The 21584-nt window shown below is 71.7% G+C and carries 18 protein-coding genes and 1 pseudogene; 13 read left to right on the forward strand and 6 right to left on the reverse strand.

Translation table 11 applies throughout. The features are described 5' to 3' along the window. Positions 1-115: 115 nt before the first annotated feature. Both ABT004_RS04550 and ABT004_RS04555 read right to left on the reverse strand, forming a co-directional pair. Positions 116-1070 (reverse strand): annotated as a pseudogene (locus ABT004_RS04550) (IS481 family transposase). A gap of 137 nt (positions 1071-1207) precedes the next feature. After that, entirely contained in the window at positions 1208-2107 is a 900-nt protein-coding gene (locus ABT004_RS04555) for an Lrp/AsnC family transcriptional regulator (RefSeq protein WP_351331361.1), read from the reverse strand. 157 nt (positions 2108-2264) lie between these two features. On the opposite strand from ABT004_RS04555, the gene ABT004_RS04560 reads away from it, so the two are divergent. The 3 genes from ABT004_RS04560 (at position 2265) to ABT004_RS04570 (ending at position 5395) form a co-directional block, all read left to right on the forward strand. Next, entirely contained in the window at positions 2265-3278 is a 1014-nt protein-coding gene (locus tag ABT004_RS04560; RefSeq protein ID WP_351331362.1) for a C-terminal binding protein, read from the forward strand. Further along, positions 3275-4063 (forward strand): class II aldolase/adducin family protein, encoded by a 789-nt coding sequence (locus tag ABT004_RS04565; RefSeq protein WP_351331363.1) that lies wholly within the window; start codon positions 3275-3277, stop codon positions 4061-4063. Before ABT004_RS04560 ends, ABT004_RS04565 begins: the two co-directional genes overlap by 4 nt. Positions 4064-4129: 66 nt before the next feature. Further along, the gene (locus ABT004_RS04570) at positions 4130-5395 is read left to right on the forward strand and encodes an amidohydrolase (RefSeq protein WP_351331364.1); all 1266 of its coding nucleotides are present in this window, start codon (positions 4130-4132) and stop codon (positions 5393-5395) included. Between the two features lie 21 nt (positions 5396-5416). On the opposite strand, the gene rpsR is transcribed toward ABT004_RS04570, so the two are convergent. Genes rpsR through rpmG form a run of 4 tightly spaced genes read right to left on the reverse strand, consistent with a single transcriptional unit; the run spans position 5417 to position 7298 of the window. After that, positions 5417-5653 (reverse strand): 30S ribosomal protein S18, encoded by a 237-nt coding sequence (gene rpsR / locus ABT004_RS04575; protein ID WP_351331365.1) that lies wholly within the window; start codon positions 5651-5653, stop codon positions 5417-5419. A 25-nt stretch (positions 5654-5678) separates the two neighbouring features. Next, a complete protein-coding gene (locus ABT004_RS04580) occupies positions 5679-6833 on the reverse strand; it encodes a CobW family GTP-binding protein (RefSeq protein ID WP_351331366.1) in 1155 nt (384 codons plus the stop codon). Continuing rightward, positions 6833-7087 (reverse strand): type B 50S ribosomal protein L31, encoded by a 255-nt coding sequence (locus tag ABT004_RS04585; protein ID WP_351331367.1) that lies wholly within the window; start codon positions 7085-7087, stop codon positions 6833-6835. The genes ABT004_RS04580 and ABT004_RS04585 overlap by 1 nt, the downstream gene beginning before the upstream one ends. Before the next feature lie 46 nt (positions 7088-7133). Continuing rightward, positions 7134-7298 carry a 50S ribosomal protein L33 gene (gene rpmG, locus ABT004_RS04590; protein ID WP_351331368.1) on the reverse strand — a complete coding sequence of 55 codons (165 nt, stop codon included), beginning with the start codon at positions 7296-7298 and terminating at the stop codon, positions 7134-7136. 82 nt (positions 7299-7380) lie between these two features. On the opposite strand from rpmG, the gene rpmB reads away from it, so the two are divergent. The 10 genes from rpmB to asnB all read left to right on the forward strand — a co-directional run bounded on the left by rpmB (position 7381) and on the right by asnB (position 21581). After that, entirely contained in the window at positions 7381-7617 is a 237-nt protein-coding gene (gene rpmB / locus ABT004_RS04595) for a 50S ribosomal protein L28 (RefSeq protein WP_351331369.1), read from the forward strand. Next, positions 7617-7922 (forward strand): 30S ribosomal protein S14, encoded by a 306-nt coding sequence (gene rpsN, locus ABT004_RS04600; protein WP_351331370.1) that lies wholly within the window; start codon positions 7617-7619, stop codon positions 7920-7922. Before rpmB ends, rpsN begins: the two co-directional genes overlap by 1 nt. 150 nt (positions 7923-8072) lie before the next feature. Next, positions 8073-9917, forward strand: coding sequence for a SpoIIE family protein phosphatase (locus ABT004_RS04605; RefSeq protein WP_351331371.1), 1845 nt, complete (start codon positions 8073-8075; stop codon positions 9915-9917). Between the two features lie 116 nt (positions 9918-10033). Beyond that, a complete protein-coding gene (locus ABT004_RS04610) occupies positions 10034-12040 on the forward strand; it encodes a glycoside hydrolase family 84 protein (RefSeq protein ID WP_351331372.1) in 2007 nt (668 codons plus the stop codon). 556 nt (positions 12041-12596) lie between these two features. Continuing rightward, positions 12597-14120 carry a sugar transferase gene (locus ABT004_RS04615; protein ID WP_351331373.1) on the forward strand — a complete coding sequence of 508 codons (1524 nt, stop codon included), beginning with the start codon at positions 12597-12599 and terminating at the stop codon, positions 14118-14120. Positions 14121-14192: 72 nt separating this feature from the next. Beyond that, a complete protein-coding gene (locus ABT004_RS04620; protein ID WP_351331374.1) occupies positions 14193-15518 on the forward strand; it encodes a nucleotide sugar dehydrogenase in 1326 nt (441 codons plus the stop codon). Positions 15519-15522: 4 nt separating this feature from the next. Then, positions 15523-16770 (forward strand): glycosyltransferase family 4 protein, encoded by a 1248-nt coding sequence (locus ABT004_RS04625; protein WP_351331375.1) that lies wholly within the window; start codon positions 15523-15525, stop codon positions 16768-16770. Further along, a complete protein-coding gene (locus ABT004_RS04630) occupies positions 16767-18125 on the forward strand; it encodes a Wzz/FepE/Etk N-terminal domain-containing protein (protein ID WP_351331376.1) in 1359 nt (452 codons plus the stop codon). Before ABT004_RS04625 ends, ABT004_RS04630 begins: the two co-directional genes overlap by 4 nt. Then, entirely contained in the window at positions 18122-19642 is a 1521-nt protein-coding gene (locus ABT004_RS04635) for a Wzz/FepE/Etk N-terminal domain-containing protein (RefSeq protein WP_351331377.1), read from the forward strand. The genes ABT004_RS04630 and ABT004_RS04635 overlap by 4 nt, the downstream gene beginning before the upstream one ends. Before the next feature lie 4 nt (positions 19643-19646). Further along, positions 19647-21581 carry an asparagine synthase (glutamine-hydrolyzing) gene (asnB, locus tag ABT004_RS04640; protein ID WP_351331378.1) on the forward strand — a complete coding sequence of 645 codons (1935 nt, stop codon included), beginning with the start codon at positions 19647-19649 and terminating at the stop codon, positions 21579-21581. The last annotated feature ends 3 nt before the right edge of the window (positions 21582-21584 follow it).

Raw genomic sequence — 21584 nt, forward strand, 5'->3', positions numbered from 1 at the left:
CGTGCGATCGCATGGCGCCGGAGCGCCCTAATAGCGGAGCTATTCGGGCGTTTCGGCAACGCCGCGAGCGTGCGTGCCAGACGCCGCGTGGCAGGCGGGACTTCCGATACACGCCCTAGGTGTACTGACCCGTGAGGTTGGGGACGCGGCTGGCGGGTGGTTGGCCCTTGAGCGCGGTGTGTCCGCGGTGGTGATTGTAGGTGTGCAGCCATCGTGGGTAGGCGTCGCGTCGCTCGGTCTCGGTCCGGTACGCCTTCGCGTAGGCCCATTCGTCCAGCAGGGTGCGGTTGAACCGCTCGGCCTTCCCGTTGGTCTGGGGCCGGTAGGGGCGGGTGCGCTTGTGTGACACCCCTTGCCCGGCAAGGGAGTTGCGCCACAGGTGTGACTTGTAGCAGGCGCCGTTGTCGGTCAGAACGCGTTCGACGGTGATCCCGGCGGTGGTGAAGTAGGCGTGGGCCCGGCGCCAGAATCCGACGGCGGTCTCCTTCTTCTCGTCGGCGAGGATCTCGCTGTAGGCGAGCCGGGAGTGGTCGTCGACGGCGTTGTGGAGGTAGCTGTAACCGGGCACCGGAGCGGGTCTTGCGGCCGGCCTGGCGTCCGAGGCTCTGGTGACCGCCGCCGTCGGGAATGTTGCCGAGTTTCTTGATGTCCACGTGCACCGGCTCGCCGGGCTTCTCGCGTTCGTAGCGGCGGATGACGCGCCCGGTGGCCCGGTCCAGATGGGTGAGCCGGGCCAGCTGGTAGCGGGTAAGGACGCGGTGGACGGTGGCCGGGTTCAGTCCGAGGAGGTAGGCGATGCGGGCCGGTCCCCAGCGGCGCAGGACGCGGACCTTGACGATCCGGCGCTCGGTGCGGGTCGCCGTGCGGCGCGGGCTGTGGTGCGGGCGTGAGGAGCGGTCCGACATGCCCGCCTCGCCGAGTGCGCGGTAGCGGGTGGCCCACTGCTGGGCCGTGGTCGGCGAGACCTGGAAGCGCTCGGCGGCCCGGCGCAGGGGCCACCCGTCCTCGACGACGCAGCGGGCCAGACGCAGTCGTCCGGTCTCGGTCAGGGGTGCATTACGGTGGGACACGAGGGCCTTTCGGTCGGTGTAGACGTCGCAATCCACACCGAACCCGGAAGGCCCTCACTCGTTCAAGATCCCCAGCCGAGACCTACATCACCGTCCACAACCTCCCAAGGCAGAACACCTAGGGCCTGTCGTTCGGGTCAGTCCGTGCGCGGGCCCAGGTCGTAGCGCTCCTTGATCAGTTCGAGGTGGAGCCAGCTCTCCACCTCCCGTACGGCGGGCAGCGCGCGCATCTCCTCGAGTGTGGTGCGCACCGCCACGAACGACTCGGCGGTGATCGTGCCGACCAGTTCGGCGCCGCCCAGGCACGTCGACAGGAACGTCACGCGGTCGAACGCGGCGAGCTGTTCGGCGACGTCCCCGGCCGCCCCGTCGACCCGCAGGCTGAATCCGCACAGGTAGCCCATCCCGAGCACGTCGGGGCGGACCAGGGCCACCACCTTGGCGACGCCGCCCTCCAGCAGGCGCAGGGTGCGCGCGCGGGTCGCACCCGCCGACAGGCCGACGCGCGCGGCGAGTTCCGCGAAGGCCAGGCGGCCGTCGTCCTCCAGCTCGGCGAGGATCCGCTCGTCCACCGCGTCGAGCGCACTCACGGTCGGCTCCCGCGTGAGGAGGTAGGGGTCCTTCACGTGCCGGGTCGCGACGAGCGCGTCCACCGCGCGTACGCCCGGCAGCGCCCGGATCCGCTCGACGGTCCGGTCGAGCGCGCCAAAGCCCGCGGTGCGCACCTCCGTCATGATGGCGCGCCGCCCGCTGGTCAGCGTCACGAACGGCGCCTCGGGCAGCGCGGCGATCGCGCGGGCCGCCGGGCCGGCCGGCCCTTCGGTGTCGATCGCCAGATGCGCGAAGGCCGTCAGCTCGCGCACCGCCGGATGCACGATCGCCACGACCCGTGCGGCGCCCGACTCCTGGAGCCGCTGCACGCGCATCCGCGCCGCGGGCCGGGACAGGCCCACGCGTTGGGCGAGGGTCTCGTACGTGAGGCGACCGTCGCTCTGCAGCTCGCGCACGATGCCCAGGTCGGTCTCGTCGAGATCCACGTGCTGTTCCCCTCGGCGGTTCGGCTTCGGCCCGGCCGTGGACCGACCGCGCCCGCTCATTGTCGGTCACCGGGTGGGCGACCGTCTCGTTCGGTCTGGACAATTATGGCAGTCGAAACGTAGGTTTCGTTCCCGTAAGTCGATCGAATCAATTCTGATGGCCCTGGAGGATGGTGTGCCGCGACCCGTCGTCGTGATCACCGACACCGAGGAACTGGACCCCGCACCGGGCGTCCGTCTCCTCGTCGACGCCGGCTGGGAGGTGCGGATCGCCGGCAGCCGGGACCCGGAGGCGATCGCCGCCGTCGCGCACGACGCCGACGCGCTGATCGTCGGGTACGCGCGCGTGGACGCGGACCTGCTCGACCGCCTGCCCGCGGTGCGGATGCTCGCCACGATGTCCGCGGGCTACGACATGGTCGACATCCCGGAGGCGCGGCGACGCGGCCTGTGGGTGGCGAACCTGCCGGGTGGCGCCACCGAGGACGTCGCCGTGCACGCCCTCGCCCAGACGCTCGCGCTCACCCGCCGACTGCCGCAGGCCGACGCCGTCGTCCGCTCCGGCGGCTGGAGCGGCGAGCTGCGCGAAGTACCGCGCCGCGCAAGCGAGTTGACGCTCGGCCTGGTCGGCATGGGCCGTATCGCCCGCACCCTCGCCCGCCTCGCCGCACCCCTCTTCGGCCAGGTCGCCGCGCACGACCCGCGCGCCACCAACTGGCCCGCGGGCGTCGAGCGCCTCGACCTGGACACGCTCGTGGAGCGCGCCGACGTCCTGTCGCTGCACATCCCCTCCAACCCGCAGACCAGGGGCATGGTCGACGCCGGCCTCCTGGCCCGCATGCGCCCCGGCAGCGTCCTCGTCAACGTCTCCCGAGGTGACCTCGTCGAGCGGGGCGCGCTGCTCGCCGCCCTCGACAGCGGTCACCTCGCGGGCGCCGCCCTCGACGTCTTCCCCGTCGAACCGCCCGCGGCGGACGACCGGCTGCGCAGCCACCCACGCCTGCTGCTGTCTCCGCACAGCGCCTTCCTCTCCGACGCCTCGCTGCGCGCCTATGCCACCGAACCCGCGCGCAACGTCATCGCCTGGTGGACGACCGGGCGCCCGCACACCCCCGTCGTCGACCCCACCGCGTCGCCCGACACCACTCGTACACAAGGAGCACTCGCGTGACCGACACCCTCACCGCCCCTGTCACGGCCGACGACGCCGCCCAGGAGGAGCTGCGCCTGCGCCGCGAACTGGCCGCCGTCTACCGGCTGGTCGCGCACTTCCGCATGACCGACCTGATCTTCACGCACATCTCGCAGCGCCTCCCGGGTCCGGACAACCACTTCCTGATCAACCCCTACGGCCTGCTCTTCGAGGAGATAACCGCCTCGAACCTGGTCAAGATCGACCTCGACGGCAACGCGGTCGAGCCGAGCCCGCACCCCGTCAACCCGGCCGGCTTCATGATCCACAGCGCGATCCACAAGGCCCGCACCGACGCCCACTGCGTGCTGCACACGCACACCAAGGCCGGCTGCGCCGTCGCCGCGCAGCAGGGCGGGCTGCTCCCCGTCAACCAGATGTCGATGGAGTTCCACCACCGCGTCGGCTACCACGACTACGAAGGCGTCGCCCTCAACTTCGACGAGCAGAAGCGCCTCGTCGAGGACCTCGGCACCCACCCGGCGCTGATCCTGCGCAACCACGGGCTGCTGACCGTCGGCGAGAGCGCCAAGCAGGCGTTCCTGCGCATGTACTACCTGGAGAAGGCCTGCGAGATCCAGGTCACCGCGCAGGCGGGCGGGCAGCTGATCATCCCCTCCGAGCAGGTCTGCGAGTACACCGCGCAACAGCTCACCGGCGAGGGCGAGGCGTCGTCGGACGTCGAGGACGACATCGCGTACGACCTGGCCTGGGGCGCCCTGCTGCGGCTCGTGGAGAGGGTCGCGCCCGACTACAAGGAGTAGTCCAGGAGCGGCGGCGCCCCGCGCGGGTTCTACTGGGGAGGACGCCGCCGTCGAAGGGACCTCTTCGTGACCCGCGCAACAGACACCGTCCTCAAGGGACTTGACGAGATCCGCCCCTGGGTGGAGGGTGCCTACAAGGACCTCCACGCCCACCCCGAACTGGGTTTCCAGGAGCACCGCACGGCAGCCAAGGTCGCCGAGGCCCTGCGCGCCGACGGTTACGAGGTGACCGAGGGCATCGGCGGCACCGGCCTGATCGGCGTGCGGCGCGGCGGCGACGGCCCCACCGTGATGCTCCGCGCCGACCTGGACGCCCTGCCGGTGGCCGAGGCGACGGGCCTGCCCTACGCCTCGACCGCCACCGGGCAGACCGCCGACGGCACCGCGGTCCCCGTCATGCACGCCTGCGGCCACGACGTGCACGTCGCCTCGATGCTCGGCTTCGCCCGGCTGATGGCCTGGGCGCCCGAGGCCTGGCGTGGCACCCTGGTCGTGCTCTTCCAGCCCGACGAGGAGAACGGTTCTGGCGCCGACGCGATGGTCGCCGACGGCCTGGTCGAGCGCTCGCCCCGCCCCGACGTCGTCCTCGCCCAGCACGTCCTGCCGTACCCGGCAGGCGGCGTCGGCACCAGATCCGGCTCCTTCCTCTCCGCGGCCGACAGCACGAAGGTCACGCTGTACGGGCGCGGGGCCCACGGCTCCATGCCGCAGCACGCCATCGATCCCGTGGTGATGGCCGCCATGGTGGTTGTCAGGCTGCAGACCGTGGTCTCCCGCGAGCTCGCCGCTGCGACCCCCGCCGTGCTCACCGTCGGCAGCATCACGGCCGGTACGGGACCGAACGTCATCCCCGACCGTGCCGAGCTTCAGCTCAACGTCCGTACCTACGACGAGGACACCCGGGCCGAGGTCCGCGCCGCCGTCGAGCGCATCGTGCGGGCCGAGGCCACCGCTTCCGGTGCGACGCGCGACCCGGAGTTCGAGACGCTCGCCGCCTTTCCGGCCACCGTCAACGACGAGGCCCCGACCCGTACCGTCGCCGACGCCTTCACCGAGCACTTCGGCGCGCGGGCCCACACCATCGACCGCCAGTCGGCGAGCGAGGACATGAGCCGCATCCCCGAGGCCTTCGGTGTGCCGTTCACGTACTGGGGGATCGGGGGCACGGACCCGGCGGCGTACGAGAAGGCGGTCGCGGCGGGCAGCCTCACCTCGGACATCCCGGTGAACCACAGCCCGTACTTCGCGCCGGTCCTGCAGCCCACTCTCGACACGGGGGTCCGCGCGCTCACCGCGGCGGCGCTGGCGTGGCTGGCCGCGCCCGAGGGCTGAGCGGCGCCGCGGCCGCCCCGATCACCTGTTCCCGTACGGCAGCAGCGCCATCTCCCGGGCGTTCTTGACGGCGGACGTCACCTGGCGGTGCTGGCGGACCGTGAGGCGGGTGACGCGGCGGCTGCGGATCTTGCCGCGGTCGGAGATGAACTGGCGCAGCAGATCGGTGTCCTTGTAGTCGACGTAGGTGATGCCGGCCGCGTCGAGCGGGTTCGGGCGCGGCTTGGCGGGCTTGCGTGGGATGCGGGGACGGGGCATGTCGGTGCCGGTTCCTTTCGGTGGGTCAGCGTGCGGGGTCGAGGAGCGGGTCGAAGGCGGCGGGGAGCCGGCTCCAGCCGGCCGGGCCCGCGCCGTACTCGGCGTCGGTGAGCAGGCAGGAGTCGAGGAGCGCGGTCAGGCCGTCGCGGTCGAGGGCGGGGGAGGTGAACACGAGGTGCTGGCAGCGGTCGCCGTGCTCCGGGTGCCAGTCCATGGCCGCCGCGGCGCGCCGCTCGGGCGGCATCAACTCCCAGGCGGCGTCGGGCAGTGAGTGCAGCCAGGGCCCGCAGTCGTCGACGCCCAGCGCGCCGCCCGCCGCGTCCCAGGACAGCAGGGTGTCGGGCCGGTCGGCGAGCCAGAAGCGCCCCCGGCTGCGCGCCGCCGCGCAGCACAGGTCCTCCAGGGCGTCGAACAGCCGCTGCGGATGGAACGGCCGGTGCCGGTGCCACACGAGGGTGCCGACCCCGGCCTCCTCCGCCTCCTGCGGCAGCCGGGCGCTGGCCGGGTGCTGGGCGCTGCGCGCCGCCTCGACGTCGAACCCGGCCAGGGCGAGCCGGGCCAGTTCGGTCGACCGGGCCGGCACCTGCCGCCCCGTCGGGTGCAGCTGTGCGAGCAGGGCCCGGTCCTCCTCGTCGGCCTCCGGGCTCTCGGTGACGGCGACCACGGAGGCGTACTCCAGCTGCCGTGCCCAGGTGTCCGCGACCGTACGCTGATCACTGGCGGCCGCCGCGAGTCCGGCCTCGGCGAGGTCGTCCCCGTTGCCGAGGTAGGGGAGGACGAGCGCGGGGTCGACGGCCGTGACGACACCGGTCAGTTGCAGCGCGGGCGCACCGTGCGCGGCGATGACGTCCGCCATGGCCTGCGGTTCGACGGAGTCCCACAGCTCCACGACGGCGAGGCGGGTCAGCCCGTCGTCCGCGAGGCGTTCGAGCTCCGGCACGAGGTCCTCGCGCAGGGCGCAGCAGGCGCAGTCGTTGACCAACGGGGCCTCACCACAGGCGAGTTCACCTGTCGCGTCCCGGATCGTGCGGGTCACGGTGCCCGACGGGGCGGTGCCGAGATCGTGGTGCAGGGCCACGCCGGCCGGCACCGCGTCGAGTAGGCCCCGCACCACCTCCCGGCGCGCCTCGCTGTGCAGGCCGCCGACGATCACGACGGGCAGCCGGTCGCGGCCGCCCATCACCGGGCCCCTTGGCGGCCGAAGCGACGTTCGAAGCGCTCGACCCGTCCCGCGGTGTCCATGACGCGGGCGGTGCCGGTGTAGAAGGGGTGGCTCGCCGAGGAGACCTCGACGTCGTACACGGGATAGGTGCGGCCGTCCTCCCACTCGACGGTGCGGTCGGTGGAGAGCGTGGAACGGGTCAGGAAGGCGAATCCGGCGGCCTTGTCGCGGAAGACGACGGGCCGGTACGCCGGGTGGATGCCGGACTTCATGGCGGACTCCAGATGGTTCGGGTGGGTCGGGTGATTCGCGCGCGGCTCAGCGTTCTTCGCGGAAGTCGACGTGGCGGCGGGCCACGGGGTCGTACTTGCGCAGGACCAGGCGGTCCGGGTTGTTCCTGCGGTTCTTGCGGGTGACGTAGGTGTGGCCCGTGCCTGCCGTGGAGCGGAGTCTGACGATCGGGCGCAGTTCGTTGCGTGCCATGCCGCTAGTATATGGCAATGGTTTCCATGTTCAATAACGGGGCCATGGTCACGTACGACACAGGACGACAGATAGGGACCGCATGTCCGCCCACTGCCAACTGACAGGCGCCGCACCGCGCTTCGGCAACCGCATCTCCCACTCGCACCGACGCACCTCGCGTCGCTTCGACCCGAACATCCAGAGCAAGCGCTACTGGCTGCCCAGCGAGGGCCGCAACGTGCGCCTGACCCTGAGTGCCAGGGGGATCAAGACGGTCGACGTCATCGGCGTCGAGGCCGCGGTCGCGCGGATCCGCGCGCGAGGGGAGAAGGTCTGATGGCGAAGAAGAGCAAGATCGTGAAGAACGAGAAGCGCAAGACGGTCGTCGAGCGGTACGCCGCCCGGCGCGCGGCGCTGAAGGAGATCGTCCGCCGCCCCGACACTCCGGAGGCGGAACGCTCCGCGGCCCTGGCGGAGCTGCGCCGCCAGCCGCGCGACGCCAGTGCGACGCGGGTCCGCAACCGCGACAGCGTGGACGGCAGGCCGCGCGGGCACCTGCGCAAGTTCGGCCTCTCCCGCGTGCGACTGCGGGAAGAAGCGCACGCGGGGCACCTGCCGGGGGTCACCAAGTCCTCCTGGTGACAACGCGGCGTCCGGGCGTCCGGCCGGGCTCCGCCCCGGTCGGACGCCCGGCGTGGTCGCCCGCATGGCGTGCGAGAGCGGGCGCGGCACGGCCGATCGTCGGACGATGGAGGGAAACCGGAGTGCGTCGAGCCGAGGGGAGTGCCGCAGGTGGGTGGCGGGCGCGAGCACGGATTCCCCGAAGAGGAGCCCGAGGGGCACGAGGACCACGAGAGCCCCGAGGCGTACGACGCCGAGGTTCGCCAGGTCGACGTGCTCAACCGGCTGGCGGGCCCGGCCTCCGGAGGGCCGGGCGCGGGCTCGGACCGGCCCGCGCGGCGTACGGGCGCGAGCCGCCGAGACGCCGCCCTGCTCCTCGGCGGACACGCGCTGGCCCGCGTCACATCGCTGGGGGAGGCCCTCACCCTGATCTCCCGGCTGGCCGACGCCGACCTCCCGCTCCGCGGCCAGGCGGTCTTCCGGGCGGACCGCGAAGTACTGCACTGCGTAGGCCAGTTGGGCTTGAGCGACGGCGAGGCCGAAGCGTTTCGGTTGCCGCTGCGCACCGCCCACCCCGCCGCGCAGGTGGCGAGAACCGGGCGGCCCGTGGTGTTGACCTCGCCGCAGGACTACCGGGAGCGGTTCCCCTCCGCCAGTGGGTACGCGGAGCCGGCCCGGTACCAGACGTGGGCGTTCCTGCCGCTCACCACGTACGGACAGCTCACCGGCGTGTGGATGGCCGCCTTCGACGCCCCGGTGGACATGGCGGAGGGCATCGGCGCCTTCCTGGTCACCCTCGCCCGCCTCCTCGGCCAGTGCATCGAGCAGACCTACGACGGCCAGGCGGACCGCACCCTCTCCGAGGGCCTGCGCAGCAGCATGGGCCGCATCGGCCCCGGCCCCGAGGGGCTCACCGTCACCGCCCGTTACGTACCCACCGGCGGCGGGCTGATGGTCGGCGGTGACTGGTTCGACAGCATCACCCTGCCGAACGGGCGCCTCGGGTTGGTGATCGGCGACGTCCAGGGCCACGATGTGCACGCCGCCGGGCTGATGTCGCAACTGCGCACCGCCATCCACGCCTACGCGGCCGAGGGCCACGGCCCCGACGCCGTCCTCGTACGCGCCTCCCGCTTCCTGGCGTCGCTCAAGGAGGACCGCTTCGCCACCTGCGTCTACCTGGAGGCCGACCCCGGGAGCGGCACGCTGCGCATCGCCCGCGCCGGGCACCCGCATCCGGTCCTGCGGCTGCCGGACGGCACCTGCCTGCTCAAGCACGTGCGCGGCGGTCTGCCCCTGGGGCTCGACCTCGGCGAGGACGACTACCCGGTCAGCGTCGTCACACTGCGTGAGAACGAGATCCTCATGCTCTGCACGGACGGCCTGATCGAGTCCGGCGGCCACGACATGTACTCCGGCTGGCTCCGGGTGCGCGGCGCCCTGACGCCCGGCGGCCCCGACGACATCGACGGCATGGCCGACCGGCTCCTGAACGCGGTCGTGGCCCCGCAGACCACGCAGCCCGGCGACCGTCCCGTCACCTCCTTCACCGAGGACGACATCGCCCTGCTGCTCCTGCGTCGCGATCCCCTCGGCAACCACGCGGACCGGCCCGGACGCACCCTGCGGTTCACCCTCGAACAGGACCAGGCCCAGGGCCTCGCCGACGCGCGTATCGAATTCCAGGGCCTGCTCCACGACTGGGCCCGCCCCGAACAGGTCGACACCGTTCTCCTGCTCGTCTCCGAACTCCTCGGCAACGTACTGATCCACACCGAGCACGCCGCCGTCCTGCGCGCCGACATCAGCGGCGCCGAGGGCCACCGCCGGCTGCGCGTGGAGGTCTCCGACCGCAGCGACGAGGTGCCCGCCCGTCGCGCCCCCGGCGAGCTCTCCTCCTCGGGCCGCGGCCTCGTCCTCCTCGATCTCCTGGCCCACCGCTGGAACCTCCGCCCGGAGCCGGAGGGGAAAACGGTGTGGTTCGAGGTGGACGAGGACGGGCCCGAGGAACCCTGACGGCCAACTCCTTCTCGGACGCGGGATCTTGACACCGCCCTGGATGGGTGGTGGTTTAGACCACGCTCCCTCGTCCGAAGGTGAGGGTCCGCTTCCGTGGAGGTGCTGTGTCCCGCATGTCTGAGCATCATTCGCCCCGTCGTCCCCGTGTTTCCCGCCCCGTGCTCGCCGGTGCCGCGCTCCTGCTGACCCTGGGTGCGGTCGCCGCGCCCGCCCAGGCGTTCGACGGTGCGCCGGGGGCGGTCGGCGCCGGCCCGGCGGCGAAGTTGCCCGTCGTCACGCCCACCCCGCAGGACATGAGATCGGCGGGCGCCGATCTGCGGGTGCCCAGCCGGGTGCGGCTCGTCCTCGGTGACGGCGTCGACGCGTCGAGCATCAAGGTCATCAAGCGAGCCCTGGCCGCGGCCGGCGCCCGTTCCGTCGACACCGTCAAGGCAGCTGACGCGGCCAAGAAGGCGGCGCCGCGCGGTGTGTTGACCGTTGTGGCCGGTTCCATCAAGGGCGCCGGGGTGGCCGCCGCACTCAAGGCGGCGGGCGGCTCCGTGCCCGACACCCTGAAACCGGAGGGCTACTCCCTCGCGTCCCGCGGCGACGCCGGTTCTGACATCGTTGTCCTCGCGGGCAACGACGGCGACGGTGTCTACTACGCCGCCCAGACGCTGCGCCAGCTGGTGACCGGAGCACACAGCATCGCGGCCGTCTCGATCAACGACTACCCGAGCATGCCGCTGCGCGGCAGCATCGAGGGCTTCTACGGTGCGCCCTGGTCGCACAGCGACCGCGTCGACCAACTCGCGTTCTACGGCGACGTCAAGGCGAACACGTACATCTACACGCCGAAGGACGACACGTACCTGCGGGAGAAGTGGCGGACCCCGTATCCCGCGGACAAGCTCGCCGATCTGCGCGAGTTGATCGAGCAGGCCGCCAGCCACCATGTGGACTTCACGTACGCGCTCTCCCCGGGCCTGTCCGTCTGTTACAGCGACCCCGACGACGTGAAGGCTCTGAAGGACAAGCTGGGTTCGCTGTACGACCAGGGCGCGCGCAGCTTCTACGTGGCGCTCGACGACATCAGCTACACCAAGTGGAACTGCGACGCCGACCAGGCGAAGTACGGGGCGCCGGGCCGGGCCGCCGCGGGGCAGGCGCAGGCCGATCTGCTCAACGCGGTGCAGCAGGAGTTCATCGACACCCACGAGGGCGCCAAGCCGCTCCAGTTCGTGCCCACCGAGTACTCCGACACGGCGGACTCGGCGTACAAGTCGGTGCTGCGCGAGCAGTTGGACCCGAAGGTCGTCGTCCAGTGGACCGGCACCGATGTCGTGCCGCCCGCGATCAGTCTCGCGGACGCCAAGGCCGCGTCCACGGTGTGGGGACGCAAGGTGTTCCTCTGGGACAACTATCCGGTCAACGACTACGGGCAGACCACGGGACGTCTCCTGATGGCCCCGTACGACAAGCGGGAGGCCGGTCTGCACAAGGAGTTGAGCGGCATCGTGCTCAACCCGATGAACCAGGCGGCGCCGAGCAAGGTCGCGCTCTTCGGCGGCGCGTCGTTCGCCTGGAACGACGAGGACTACGACGCCGACCGCACCTGGCGCGCCTCCGCCGACTACCTGGCGGGCGGCGACCGGGAGACGGCGCGGGCCCTGCTCGCCTTCTTCGACACCCAGCACCTCGCACCGACCTTCGGCGACACGAACTGGCAGCCGCAGGCACCCGAACTCGCCTCGCGGATCGCGGAGTTCCGCACGGCGTGGGACGGCGGATCGAGCGCCGAGCGGCGGGCCGCGCTGCGCAAGCTTTCGGGCTACGCGGACGTGCTCGCCGGGGCGCCGGAGCGGATTCGCGCCGGAATGCGGGACCAGGCCTTCCTGGCGCAGACGAAGCCGTGGCTCGACGCCCTCGACCTGTGGGGCGGCGCCCTGAACGCCACCCTGGACGGACTGAGTGCCCAGCTCAACTCCGGTAGCGGGGAAGCGGACTTCGCGAAGGCGGCGGACCTGGCCAAGCAGGCCTCCGCCCTCACCACCATCCCCGGCACCACCCGTCCGCAGGGCCCGATCAAGGTGGCCGACGGAGTGCTGGACACCTTCATCGAGAAGGCGCCCCAGATGTGACGACCCCTCTGACGCCCGCCCCAGTACGTGAATTGGGGCGGGCGTCGGCATGTCCGGGCGCCGTTCCGGTGTGCGGGGGCGGCGTCGCGCCGTAATTGGCTGATCGTGTAGGCAACTTCAAACCTTGACCACAAATTCCACACATCACTCTCTATGAGCGGGCTCAATGGTCTAGATTGACCGTGCTTCACATGCCGGGACACTAGGCGACAAAAGGCGATCTATTGGGGGCCGGTGTGGCACGCGACCGACCGCGGCCACACCGAAATCGAACGGGGGGTGATCGTTTCGTGATGCCCGACAGGGGACCTGGGACGCGGGGAGCGTCCGAGGTGTCGAGGGAAGCCGAAGCGCATCGACCTTCGGATCCCGGCCAGCGGGTCAAGTCCGCAACCGACTGAGCGGATTGCTCGCGCGGCGCCGAATCAACCGGCACGTCATGCACGGGAGGCGGGGGCCTCCCGAGGGGGAGGAGCAGTGCGGTACGGGGGGCGGGGGGCCTCCCGGGGAGGGGAAACAGCACGGGGGGCGGCGGCCTCCCTAGGGGGGATTATCCGTGTTGGGTGAGCACGTCGAACCCGCTGGCGACTCGGACGGGGCTGTACAACAAGGTGAACGGGGCGGCCCCTTCCCGACGGTCGGCGGACATCCGGCGAACGGGGCGCTTCGTAGGCCCGCGAGCGACTGGGAGCAGCGCTACCAGCGCATCGTGATCATCAGCGATACGGTGGCCACGGCCGTCGTCGTGGCCGCTTTCGGCGGCTTCTTCGGGGTGCGGGACGCGGCGAACTGGCACGAGAAGTGGAAGATCCTCGCCTTCGGCACCGAGTTACTGGTGCTGGGAGCGCTGGCGCTGAGCCGTTCGTGGGCCCCGGCCGTGCTCGGTCAGGGCGCCGAGGAATTCCGCCGGCTTGGACGCTCGCTGTTCGCGGCGACGGTCGTCCTCGCGCTCGGCGGGATCGCCCTCACCTCACGCAACATCAAGCTCTGGATATTCGTCGCGATCCCCGCGATCGCGCTCGTCACCATGACCGCGCGCTATCTGCTGCGCCTGTGGCTGCACAGACAGCGCAAGGAAGGACGCTGTCTGCGTCCGGTACTGGCCGCGGGGAGCCCGGCCACCGTGCGCGACCTGATCAGCAGAACCCGCAAGTTCCCGCACATCGGCTGGCAGGTCGAGGCGGTCTGCACGGCGGACGGACACGGCCTCGAAGGGGGCCATCTGGACGGAGTGCCGGTCGTCGGCCCGCTGACGGACGTCGCGAGCCATGTCACGCGCGACGGCTACCGGGTCGTCGCGGTCACCCCCGATCCGCACTGGACGCCGGACCGGCTGCAACGCCTCGCCTGGAATCTCGAGGGCAGCGAGGCCGAAATGGTCGTGGCCCCCGTACTGATGGAGGTGGCGGGACCGCGGCTGCACGTGGACGCGGTACTGGGGATACCGCTGCTGCGGGTCAGCATGCCGGCGTTCACCGGGGGGCGTCGGGCGATAAAGGCGATCTTCGACCGGCTGGGTGCGACGCTCCTGATCCTGCTGTTCGCGCCGCTGATGGTGCTCGTCGCCCTGTCCGTCCTGGCGGACACCAGAGGCGGGGTGTTCTACCGGCAGCGCAGGGTCGGCAAGGAGGGCCGCGAGTTCACCATCGTCAAGTTCCGCACGATGGTCACGGGCGCCCACGGGAAGCGGGCCGGTCTCGCCGACCGGAACGAGGGTGCGGGGCTGCTGTTCAAGCTCCGGCGGGATCCGCGAGTGACACGCGTGGGGCACGTGCTGCGCCGCTACTCGCTCGACGAACTCCCGCAGCTGTTCAACGTGTTGACCGGATCGATGTCGCTCGTCGGCCCGCGGCCCCCGCTGCCGGAGGAGTCCGCGGCGTACGGCCCGGACATCCGGCGGCGGCTGCTGGTCAAGCCCGGGTTGACCGGCCTGTGGCAGATCAGCGGGCGCAGCGACCTGCCGTGGGAGGAGGCGGTCCGCCTCGACCTGCGCTACGTCGAGGACTGGTCGCTCGCCCTGGACACGGTGATCTTGTGGAAGACATTGCGGGCCGTGCTCCACGGACAAGGGGCGTACTGAAGCAGGGGGGCGCCGATCCGTCGGCGTAGGAACGGCAGGCCACAAGGGCCTGCTCTGGGGGGAGGAACAATCGTGAGGATCAGCGTCCTAGGGCTCGGCTACGTCGGCTGTGTGTCGGCGGCATGTCTGGCAGGACAGGGCCACGAGGTCATCGGCGTGGACGTGAACCAGGCGAAGGTCGACCTGGTCAACAGCGGCAGGGCCCCCGTGGTCGAGGAGCGGATCGGCGAGCTCACCGCGGAGGTCGTGCGGACCGGGGCCTTGCGTGCCACCCGTGATGTCCGTGCGGCGATCATGGACAGTGAGGTGTCGCTGATCTGCGTCGGTACGCCGTCGGAGCCCAACGGGAGCCTGTGCACGACATACTTGGAGCGGGTCGCCGAGCAGATCGGCGCCGCGCTGGCCGAACGCGGGGGGAAGGGCGGCCGGCACACGGTCGTCTTCCGCAGCACCATGCTCCCGGGCACCTGCCTGAACCTGCTGGTGCCGATCCTTGAGAAGAGCCTCGGCGGCACGGCGGGCGTCGACTTCGGCGTCGCGGTCAACCCGGAGTTCCTGCGCGAGGGCACCAGCGTGCGGGACTTCTTCGACCCGCCCAAGACCGTCATCGGCCAGCTCGACCAGGCCAGCGGCGACGTCGTGGCGCAGCTGTACGACGGGCTGCCCGGCGAGGTGTTCCGGGTACCGGTGCCGGTCGCCGAGGCGATCAAATACGCGGACAACTCGTTCCACGGCCTCAAGATCGGCTTCGCGAACGAACTGGGCGCCGTGTGCCAGGCATTGGGCGTGGACTCGCACCAGGTGATGGACGTGTTCCTCGCCGACCGCAAGCTCAACATCAGCTCCGCCTACCTGCGGCCCGGCTTCGCCTTCGGCGGCTCCTGCCTGCCCAAGGACCTGCGCAGCCTCGTGCACGCGGCGCGGCGGGCCGACGTCTCCGTACCGATCCTCTCCCACGTACTGGCGTCCAACGCCGACCACCTCCAGCGCGCCGTGGAGCTCGTCGAGCGCACCGGCAAGCGCAAGGTCGGCCTGTTCGGCCTGTCCTTCAAGCCGGGCACCGACGACCTGCGCGAGAGCCCGCTCGTCGAACTGGCCGAGCGGCTGTACGGCAAGGGATACGACCTCAAGATCTACGACGCCAACGTGAGCCTCTCCCGGCTGATGGGGGCGAACCGCGAGTACATCGAGGGCCGGCTCCCGCACCTCGCGCAGCTGCTCGCGGACTCCGTCGACGAGGTGCTCGGCCACGCCGAGGTCTGCCTCGTCGGCACCAGAGATCAGACCGTCCTGTCGGCGCTGCCGCTCAGCGGTGGCCCGGCGATCGTCGATCTCGTCCGCCTTCCCGACGCCGAAGCTCGTCGGGCCGAACCGGGGTACGTGGGCCTTGCTTGGTGACGCGATGAACGAAGAGACAACCCACGGCGGCGGGCCGGAGCGGCGGGCGCTGATTCTGGTCGAGAACCTGTCCGTCCCCTTCGACCGGCGGGTGTGGCAGGAGTGCACGACGCTGCGCGACGCGGGCTGGACGGTGCACGTCATCGGCCCGCAGGGCACGAAGCGGGACACGGAGCCGGAGACGGTGATCGACGGGGTGCGGATCCATCGCTACCCGTTGCGCGCCGCCACCGGGGGACCGGCCGGCTATCTGCGGGAGTACGGATCGGCGCTGTGGCACACGGCCCGGCTCGCACGCAAGGTGGGACCGGTCCACGTCGTCCACGCCTGCAACCCGCCGGATCTGCTGTTCCTGGCGGCCCGTTGGCTGCGCCGGCGCGGCGCGCAATTCGTCTTCGACCAGCACGACCTGGTGCCCGAGCTGTACCTCTCGCGGTTCGACCGCGGCGAGGACCTGCTCCACCGCGCCGTGTGCGCGCTCGAACGCAGCACCTACCGGGCCGCGGACGTCGTGCTCGCCACCAACGAGAGCTACCGGGACGTCGCGCTCGGCCGCGGCGGAAAGCGGCCGGAGGACGTCTTCGTGGTGCGCAGCGCACCCCAGGTCGAGCGCTTCCAACCGGTGCCGCCCGAAACGGAGTTGAAGCGCGGCAAGCCCCATCTGCTGTGCTACCTCGGCGTGATGGGGCCCCAGGACGGCGTCGACTACGCGCTGCGGTCCCTCGCCAAGCTGCGCGACGGACTCGGGCGGAGCGACTGGCACGCCGTGTTCGTCGGCTCCGGCGACGCCTTCGACGCGATGGTGGAGCTGTCCCAGGAGCTCGGCCTCGGCGACCAGGTGGAGTTCACCGGGCGCATCCCGGACGCCGACCTGGTGCGCTACCTGTCCACCGCGGACGTCTGCCTCTCGCCCGACCCGCGCAACCCGCTCAACGACGTGTCGACCATGAACAAGGTCCTCGAGTACATGGCGATGGGCCGCCCCATCGTCTCGTTCGACCTGAGAGAGGCGCGCGTCTCCGCAGGTGAAGCGGCTGTCTACGCGCGTGCCAACGACGAGGCCGAATTCGCCGGACTCATCGCGCGGCTCCTTGACGACCCGGAGCAGCGGGCCCGGATGGGCAAGCTCGGCCAGGAGCGCATCGGCGGCCCACTGTCCTGGCGGAACTCGCAGGAGTCGCTGCTGGCCGCCTATGCCGCCGCGGTGGCCAGGCGCGCCCCCGCCCAGGCAAGGAGGAGGCGGCGTCGTTGAGCGAGGACACGATCCGCCTGGTCACGATCGGCCGGATTCTCCGTAGAAGGTGGCGGCTTCTCGCCGCCCTCACCGTGGTGGGAGCGCTCGTCGGCTACGGCATCTCCGTGGTGTTCCCGCCGAAGTACACGGCGTCGGCATCGGTGCTGCTGCCGGGCCAGTGGGAAGAGCGCGAGCTGCTCACCCAGGTGGACATCGCCACGAGTTCGTCGGTGGCCGACCGTGCGGCCGCCAAGCTCGACTGGGCGGGTGTCAACGGCACCGACCTGCGCGGCCGGGTCGCCGCCAAGGCCGCCGACGGCAACATCATCACGGTCTCGGGCACGGCCGAGAGCCCGGAGCGCGCGCAGCGGCTCACCGACCGGGTGGCCCAGCAGTTCGTCGCGTTCTCCACGCGGATCGCGGGCGGCGCGACCGACGCCGACGCGGCGGCGGGACCCGAGGCGCTGCGCAAGAAGGTGCAGGAGACCAACCGCCGGATCACCGAGCTGGCCAAGGGGGCCGACCGCGGCCGGACGGTCGAGGGCGTGCAGGCCCGCACCGCGCTGGAGAACCTGCGCAACTCGCTGGAGGCGGCCATGAAGAAGCTGGAGGAGGCCGACCCGGCGACCGACAAGGCGAGCATGGTCGTCATGGGACCGGCCGCCCGGCCCACCGGCCAGTCGCCGCCGACCAGGACACAACTCATCGTCGCCGGGGCGCTGTTGTTCTTCCTGCTCGCGGTCATCGGCCATCTCACCGCCGCCCGGATCAACCGCCGGCTGCGCACCGAGCAGGAGATCGCCGCCGCGCTCGGCTCGACGCTCCTCGGGGCCGTCGACGTGCCCGGCGAGCAGCGGGCCCAGGGGGGCGGCGGCCGGGCCGGACTGCGCCGGCTGCTCGGCACCGACACCCGCTGGGACGTGCCGGCCCCGCAGCGGTCCGGAGACGAGACCGCGCGGCGCACCCGCTACCGGCGGGTGTGCGCCCGCATTCGTACCCAACTACCGGCGCCCCGGCGTCTGTTGGCCGTCGTCCCGGACGGCGACGAACTCGCCCTGCGGGCCGCGGGGCAGCTCGTCGCCGAGGCCAAGGGCGACCCCGTGCTGCGCGTGGTCGTGGTCCCGGTCGACCGGCCGATCGTGCCGGACCGCGGCGCCGAGTCGGGCGCCGTGGTCGTCCTCAGCGCCGGCAGCTGGACCGCCGAAGAGCTCACCGGCATCGCCGAGGCGTGCGCGGACGGCAGGCACGAGATCGTCGGCATCGTCGTGGCGGGACCGGTCAGGGCCCGCCCGGCGGGCTCCGCGGAACCGCCGCCGGACCATGCCACTCCCGCGCTCGCGGTGCGCGGCCACGCGACGGGAGGCTCGGCGTGACGACGAACAGGAATGCGGAGTCGGCGGCGGGCACCCCACTGCTCGACCTGCACGCACTGGTGACCGCGGTGCGCAGGCGCCGCCGCCTGTGGGGTGCCCTGGCGCTGCTCGGGCTGATCGTCGGCGCGGCGGTGGCGGTTCTGATGCCGCCGCCGCCGAGCGCGGTCACCAAGGTGCTGGTGGCGCACGAGGAGGACCAGCCGAACGACACGGGAACACTGATGCGCACCGACATCGAGGTGCTGGGGACCACACGCATCGCCAACGACGCCCTGCGGACCCTCAGGTCACAGGAGCACCCCGAGGACTTCATGCGGGACTACCGGGGCACCGGTCTGACCAACAACGTGCTCCAGATCGATGTGGCGGCCGCCAGCGACGCGCTGGCGGTGGACCGCGCCAAGGCGCTCGCCGACTCGTTCATCGCCGACCACGTACGCCGGATGCAGGCGGCGGCGAAGGCCGAGTCCCAGGCCCTGCTCGACCAGCGCGATCGGATGCGCGAGGAGCTCGCCCGGGTCAACAAGGAGATCGGCGGCCAATCGCCGGACAGTGACCCGGAGTCGTCGGCCACCACCGAGTCGCTCTTCTCCCGAAGGGCCGAACTCAACTCGCGGATCGCCGACTTCGACCAGCGCGCCGCGGAGGCGCGCACCGGCACACCCAAGGTCGTCGCCGGTACGCAGATCGTCGACGCCCCGCGCGCGGTGCGGCACTCGCTGCCCAAGGCGGCCGCCACCAACGCCGCGATCGGCCTCGCACTCGGTCTCGTCCTCGGGCTCGCCCTGTCCGCGGTCGGCGCGGCGGTCGCGGACCGCCCCGTACTGCGCCGCGACATCTCGGCGAACCTGGGCGCCTCCGTCATCGCGGAGCTGCCCCGGCGATCCGGCGGACCCTGGCGGCGCCGGGACACGCGGGCCACCCGCGAACGCCTCACCGCGACCCTGGCCCGTGCGGTGCACGGCTCCGCGGAACCGCTGTCGCTGCTCGAACTGGGCTGTGCGCCCAGCACGAGCGCGATCGCCCTGGACCTCGCGGGGGCCCTGGCGGCGGAGGGCCCGGTGGCCGTCATCGACGGACTGCCAAGGCCGCAGTTCGCCGACCACCGCCCACAGCCGGGCGGCCCCAAGGTCGTCGGCGCCGAGCACGCCGCGGCGCTGTCGCCCCAGGACCGCCGGATCGGCGTCGGCTCGGTCGCGCCCGGCGCGGCGTGGACCGACCTCCAGTACCTCGGCACCCAGACCGTGCTCGTCGTACGGGCCGGGTACGGCAGCGCCGCATGGCTGCACACCGTGGCGCGCCAGCTCGCCGAGCAGCGCATCCCGGTGATCGGTGTGGTGCTGATCGACCCCGACCCGCGCGACCGCACCGACGGCACGCTCTGGGACGGCCTGCACACCGCGCTGCGCGGCCGCGGCGAGCGGTCGGCCCGGCAGAACGGTTCGGGCCCGCGGCGCACGGAGCGCAAGCCCGCGTGGGCCGCACGGGGCGCGGACAACGACCAGGAGGCTCGGTAAGCACATGTGTGGCATCGCAGGCACCTATCGGTGGCCGGACGGGAAGGTCGTGACCGACCGGCTCACCGACACCCTCGCCCACCGCGGTCCCGACGGGGCCGGCCGCTACGGCCACCCCGTCGGTGACGGCGAAGTGCAGCTCGGGCACCGCCGACTTTCCATCATCGACCTGTCCGAGACCGGCGCCCAGCCGATGGTCTCGGACGGCCTCGCCCTGACCTACAACGGCGAGCTGTACAACGCACCCGAACTGCGCGCCGAACTGGAGGCCGGCGGGGCGCGCTTCCGCGGCACCTCCGACACCGAAGTGCTCCTGGAGGCCTGGCGACGCTGGGGCACGGACTGCCTGCCCCGCCTTCGCGGCATGTTCGCGTTCGGGATCTTCGACGAGCGCACCGGTGAACTGGTGCTCGCCCGAGACCAGTTGGGCATCAAGCCGCTGTTCCTGCTGCGGCGCGGCGGAGGCCTGGTGTTCGCCTCCGAGCTCAAGGCGCTCGCCACCGCCACCGGCGGAAGGCTGGAGGTGGACCACACGGCGCTGGTCGCCTCGCTGCTCTACTACTGGGTGCCGGACTCGCGCTGCGCGTACCGCGAGGCGGAGAAGCTCCCGCCGGGCAGCTGGATCGGATTCCGGCCCGACGGGCAGGTGCAGCGCGGCCGGTACTGGAACCTGAAGGACGTCGCCACCGAGGGCCGCGACCGGGCCCGCGCCGGTGAGACGCCCGACCTGGCCGCCATTGTCGAGGAGTCGACCAAGCGACACCTCATGTCCGACGTGCCCGTGGCGACCTTCCTCTCCGGCGGCCTCGACTCCAGCTATCTGACCGCCATCGCGGCCCGCCAACAGCCGGGGATCTCCGCCTACACGATCGGATTCCGCGCCGAGGACGCCAAGTTCGAGGCGATGCCGGACGATCTGCGCTACGCCCGGCAGGTCGCCCAGCGCTTCGGCGTCGACCTGCACGAGATCGAGATCGCGCCGAACGTCCTGGATCTGCTCCCGCAGATGACGCACTCCCTGGACGAGCCGATCGGCGACCCCGCCGCCATCAACACGTACCTGATCTGCCAGGCCGCCCGCGAGGCCGGAGTCAAGGTGATGCTATCGGGGATGGGCGCCGACGAACTGTTCGCCGGATACCGCAAGCACCTGGCCAACCTGATCGCGCTGCGCTACCAGCGGGTGCCCCGGCCGCTGCGGCGCGGCGTAACCGCGGCCGTGGACCGGCTGCCGGTCGCCACGTCCCGGCGCGGCCTGCGATCGGTGCGCTTCGCCAAGCGGTTCCTGTCCTTCGCCGAGCTGCCGGAGGAGACCGCGTTCCGGCGCAGCTACACCATGTACGACCAGCAGGAGCTGCTCGCGCTGCTCAACCCGGACCTGGCACCGGCGGTCGACGACGTGCTGACAGAGCACGCGGACGTCTACGAGGACAACGACCTCGACGACTTCGTGAACCGCATGTGCCTGGCCGACGCCCGGATGTTCCTGCCGGGCCTCAACCTCACGTACACGGACCGCTCCAGCATGGCGGCGTCGACCGAGGTGCGCGTCCCCTACGTCGACGTCGAGGTGGTCAAGGCGGCGTTCGCCTTCCCCGGCGACCGCAAGATCGTCGGACGGCAGGGCAAGGCCGTGCTCAAAGAGGCGGCCACCTCGATCCTGCCCAAGGAGATCGTCCACCGGCCCAAGGGCCTGTTCAGCGCCCCGCTGCGGGCCTGGATGAGCCGGGACCTGGCACCCCTCGTGCGCGAGGTGATCAACGACGGGGTGCTGGTCCGCTCCGGGTTCCTGCGCCGCGACGCGCTGCAACGGCTCGCCGCCGAGGACGCCGCCGGGCAGAGCGACCACTCCAAGCACCTGTGGCACGTACTGACCCTCGAGTACTGGTATCGCGACGCGACCTCTGGGTCCGACAAGAGCACTTCGGTCAACGGATGAGGA

The organism is Streptomyces sp. NPDC002790 (assembly GCF_040295505.1).
Taxonomy (GTDB): domain Bacteria; phylum Actinomycetota; class Actinomycetes; order Streptomycetales; family Streptomycetaceae; genus Streptomyces.